At 37.2% G+C, this 4,011-nt stretch carries 2 protein-coding genes and 3 pseudogenes; 4 read left to right on the plus strand and 1 reads right to left on the minus strand.

The features are described from left to right. Positions 1–102: 102 nt before the first annotated feature. A pseudogene (locus HT723_RS10760) lies at positions 103–210 on the plus strand (IS5/IS1182 family transposase); the annotation flags it as partial. A gap of 12 nt (positions 211–222) precedes the next feature. Here HT723_RS10760 and HT723_RS10765 read toward each other — a convergent pair. Further along, positions 223–943, minus strand: a pseudogene (locus HT723_RS10765) (FAD:protein FMN transferase); the annotation flags it as partial. Positions 944–1,239: 296 nt separating this feature from the next. Between HT723_RS10765 and HT723_RS10770 the strand changes: the two are divergent. The 3 genes and pseudogenes from HT723_RS10770 to HT723_RS10780 form a co-directional block, all read left to right on the plus strand. Continuing rightward, positions 1,240–2,619 carry an FAD-dependent oxidoreductase gene (locus tag HT723_RS10770; RefSeq protein ID WP_000036801.1) on the plus strand — a complete coding sequence of 460 codons (1,380 nt, stop codon included), beginning with the start codon at positions 1,240–1,242 and terminating at the stop codon, positions 2,617–2,619. A gap of 677 nt (positions 2,620–3,296) precedes the next feature. After that, positions 3,297–3,650: an aminotransferase class V-fold PLP-dependent enzyme gene (locus HT723_RS10775; protein WP_000945719.1), complete on the plus strand. Its 354-nt coding sequence runs from the start codon at positions 3,297–3,299 to the stop codon at positions 3,648–3,650. Positions 3,651–3,686: 36 nt separating this feature from the next. Then, positions 3,687–4,011: pseudogene (locus HT723_RS10780) on the plus strand (IS630 family transposase); the annotation flags it as partial.

Below are 4,011 nucleotides of genomic sequence, written 5' to 3' on the forward strand. Positions count from 1 at the left end.
TAGTAGATTGAAACTAGAATAGTACACCTCTACTTCTAAAACATTGTTAGAAATCGATTTGACTGTCTTGATTGATTTGTCCTGTTCTTATTTCATTTCACTATGAAAACGTTTAAAATATTTTCAACAACCTATCGAAATCATCGTAAACGCTTCGGATTACGAATGAATTTGATTGTTGGTATTATCAATCATGAACTAGGATTCTAGTTTTGCAGGAAGTCTATTGTCAAAAATGTGATGGTAATCTTGTCCATCGACTGTCAGGTGACGTTCATAAATGCCTGAAGTCACGACAGATTGATTGACAACGGGAATGGTCATTAAGTGATTTCCCCTCGGATTGGCTGAATCTTGAATCTCGATTTGCCAAGGGTTATCCCCTCTTGCCTGATTTTTTCCAATGGTCAGGATACTCCCTCCCAGATTGATCAAGGCAGAAGTCATACCCTCTTTTCTAAGAAATTGGGCACTCTTTATCTGCACTATAACCCTTGACTAAACAACCTAAATCGATTTTCATTCCTTTCTGCTTTAAGAATACAATGGAAGTAGAAGAATCTAACTCGATATCATGAGGATTGATTAGAGACAGCACCGCTTCAATTTCTTGAGGTTGTGCAGCTTTGGCATCTGAAAAACCAATGCGCCAGGTTTGAATTAGAGGATCAATACTGATGTTGAGCTGGCTATAGAGTGCTAGGCTATGTTCTAAACCAAGTGAAATCAGTTCAAACAGGTCTGGATGAACAGTGACGGGGGCTATTCCTGCTTGATAATTGATTTCCATCAACTCAGATTCTTGACTATTGGCATTGAAATGGTATTCAAGCTCTTTGAGCAAATCAAAGGATTTTTGGAGTAAGATATCTGCTCACTCATTAACTAATGAAATAGTGATAGTGGTTCCCGTTAGGAGTTCAGAATGTGAACGAAGAGGCAAGCTAGCAACTTTTTTCTTTTGTAGAAAATAAGTTGCAATATCAAATAATTATATAAATGGAAGACCTTGTATTTTATTTTCATGTTATTATAATACCATAAAGCTAGAATTTTCATAAATTAAATTTGGAAAAAGTCAAGAAATATGCTTAAAAAAAATTCATTAGGCTTGAAATTAGGATAAATGGAGAATTGTTTTTGATAAAAAATGATAAAGTAATAGCAAACCTCTGGTAAACGCTGACAATAAATGGTATACTAGTAAGGTAAATTTAGAATGAAAGTAGGAAATTTTTTATGAGTAAAATTGTTGTAGTCGGTGCTAACCATGCTGGTACAGCATGTATTAATACTATGTTGGATAATTTTGGAAATGAGAACGAAATTGTTGTATTTGACCAAAACTCTAGCATCTCTTTCCTAGGATGTGGAATGGCTCTTTGGATTGGTAATCAAATTGACGGTGCTGAAGGCTTGTTCTATTCTGATAAAGAAAAATTGGAAGCTAAAGGTGCTAAGGTTTACATGAACTCACCTGTTCTTTCAATCGACTATGATAACAAAGTAGTCACAGCCGAAGTTGAAGGAAAAGAGCACAAAGAATCATACGAGAAATTGATTTTCGCTACAGGTTCTACACCAATCTTGCCACCAATAGAAGGTGTTGAAATTCTTAAAGGAAACCGCGAATTTAAAGCAACTCTTGAAAACGTACAATTCGTGAAATTGTACCAAAACGCTGAAGAAGTGATCAATAAACTTGCTGACAAGAGCCAACACCTTGACCGTATCGCCGTTGTTGGTGGTGGTTACATTGGTGTTGAACTTGCTGAAGCCTTTGAGCGTCTTGGAAAAGAAGTTGTCCTTGTCGATATCGTTGATACTGTCTTGAACGGTTACTATGACAAAGACTTTACACAAATGATGGCGAAGAACTTGGAAGACCACAACATCCGCTTGGCTCTTGGTCAAACTGTTAAAGCAATCGAAGGTGACGGTAAAGTTGAACGCTTGATTACCGATAAAGAAACTTTTGATGTGGATATGGTTGTTCTTGCGGTTGGTTTCCGTCCTAACACAGCTCTTGCTGACGGTAAGATTGAACTCTTCCGAAATGGTGCTTTCCTTGTAGATAAGAAACAAGAAACTTCAATTCCAGGTGTATTTGCAGTTGGTGACTGTGCGACTGTCTATGATAATGCTCGTAAAGACACAAGCTACATCGCCCTTGCTTCAAACGCAGTTCGTACTGGTATCGTTGGTGCCTACAATGCTTGTGGACATGAATTGGAAGGAATCGGTGTTCAAGGTTCAAACGGTATCTCAATCTATGGTCTTCACATGGTTTCAACTGGTTTGACTCTTGAAAAAGCAAAAGCTGCAGGTTACAATGCGACTGAGACAGGATTTAACGATCTTCAAAAACCAGAATTCATGAAACACGATAACCATGAAGTAGCGATTAAGATTGTCTTTGACAAAGATAGCCGTGAAATTCTTGGTGCCCAAATGGTTTCACACGATATTTCAATCAGCATGGGAATTCACATGTTCTCACTTGCTATCCAAGAGCATGTAACAATTGATAAATTGGCATTGACAGACCTCTTCTTCTTGCCACACTTCAACAAACCATACAACTACATCACAATGGCTGCCCTTACAGCTGAAAAATAAAAATGATGAACTATCTGGTCTTAAGTTAAGGTCGGATAGTTTTTTAGGTACGACGGGTCATGGCCTACATCTGAGGAACAAGTCCTCTGTGGGCACTAGCTACCGATGAACCCAACAGCGCCCCTCAATCCTGACTATCGTGAGGTAGCGGACGAAGACGGTCTGGAGATAGACTCTGACGTTAGAGTAAAAAACGTTAGAGGAAAGAATAGCGAAATCCTGGTTCTAGGAACAGAGAGGTGCTAGGAAAGCCTATCTAGCAGATGAGATAGCCAAGAACTCTAAAGTTTATATAGGTAGTCGTAACTTATATCTGTAAGTCATGAAAGTAATTGAATTCGGACTAAGGTTTGTGTGAAAAAGATAAATCTTCCTAGAGTCCAAAGACTCTGCGTCCGATTTCCTATTTTCACTGTAACCTTTTAACGTCCTCTGTTATAAAGGAAGAAAGATCTGGGACTGATTCCGTGAGGTTTCATGAGCGCCTAAAGCATAGTAACAAGGAATCATGAGAAGTCAGCAGAAGCCATAGTAGTGATGAAGTTTCTGTAGTAGTATTAAATGGTTCAGTTGTATTTCCCAAAAAGATGTGCCAATACAATGTATTACATAAATCGAATTTTAAATCTTAGGAAGTAGAAATTTTTAATGGTAGTAGATTTTCAAAGTGGTGAAATATGTTGAGGAATTTATTTTCTTTTCAAACATCAGATATTATTTATTTTGATAATGCAGCTACAGTTCCCAAGCCAAAAGCTGTTGTTAATAAATTAACAGAAGTTTATTCAGGAATTCCAATAAACATTAAGAGACATAATTCAAAAAATGATTTAATTTTTTCTAATGAATATGAGGCTGTTAAGAAAAAAATTAAAAATTTTCTAAGTGCCAGTAACTACAATGTGCTTTTCACTAAAAGTGCTACGGAGGCTTATAACTTACTTAGTAGGTCTATAAAATATAATAAAGGTAAATTAGGCGTGTCTGTATTAGAACACCATTCTAATTATTTACCTTGGAAAATGTTATAGTTGCTTAGTTTCAAACAAGCATGTTATAATAAAGCTATGGCATATAGTACAGATTTTAAACAGCGAGCATTAGATTACATCAAAGAGGGGCACAGCCATGTCGAGGCAGCCAAGGTTTTTGATGTCGGCGTCAGAACTCTCTTCACGTGGGAAAAGAACTTACGTGAACAAGGACACTTAGAGAGGAAAAAGCGAGTCGTCAAAAACCGAAAGATTCCTTTAGAGGAATTGAAATCCTTTGTAGAGGCTTATCCAGATGCTTTTTTACGGGAAATTGCGGCACATTTTGATTGTGCTGTCCCTTCAGTATGGGCAGCTTTAAAGCAGATGAAGGTCACTTCAAAAAAAGATGACGAGCTTT

It is taken from the genome of Streptococcus sp. 2106, assembly GCF_013277315.1.
Taxonomy (GTDB): domain Bacteria; phylum Bacillota; class Bacilli; order Lactobacillales; family Streptococcaceae; genus Streptococcus; species Streptococcus pseudopneumoniae.

What these genes read in the sequence shown, in the direction of transcription:
- HT723_RS10770 (WP_000036801.1), top strand. Translation starts at nt 1,240, where the DNA reads ATGAGTAAAATTGTTGTAGTCGGTGCTAACCATGCTGGTACAGCATGT.
- HT723_RS10775 (WP_000945719.1), top strand. Translation starts at nt 3,297, where the DNA reads ATGTTGAGGAATTTATTTTCTTTTCAAACATCAGATATTATTTATTTT.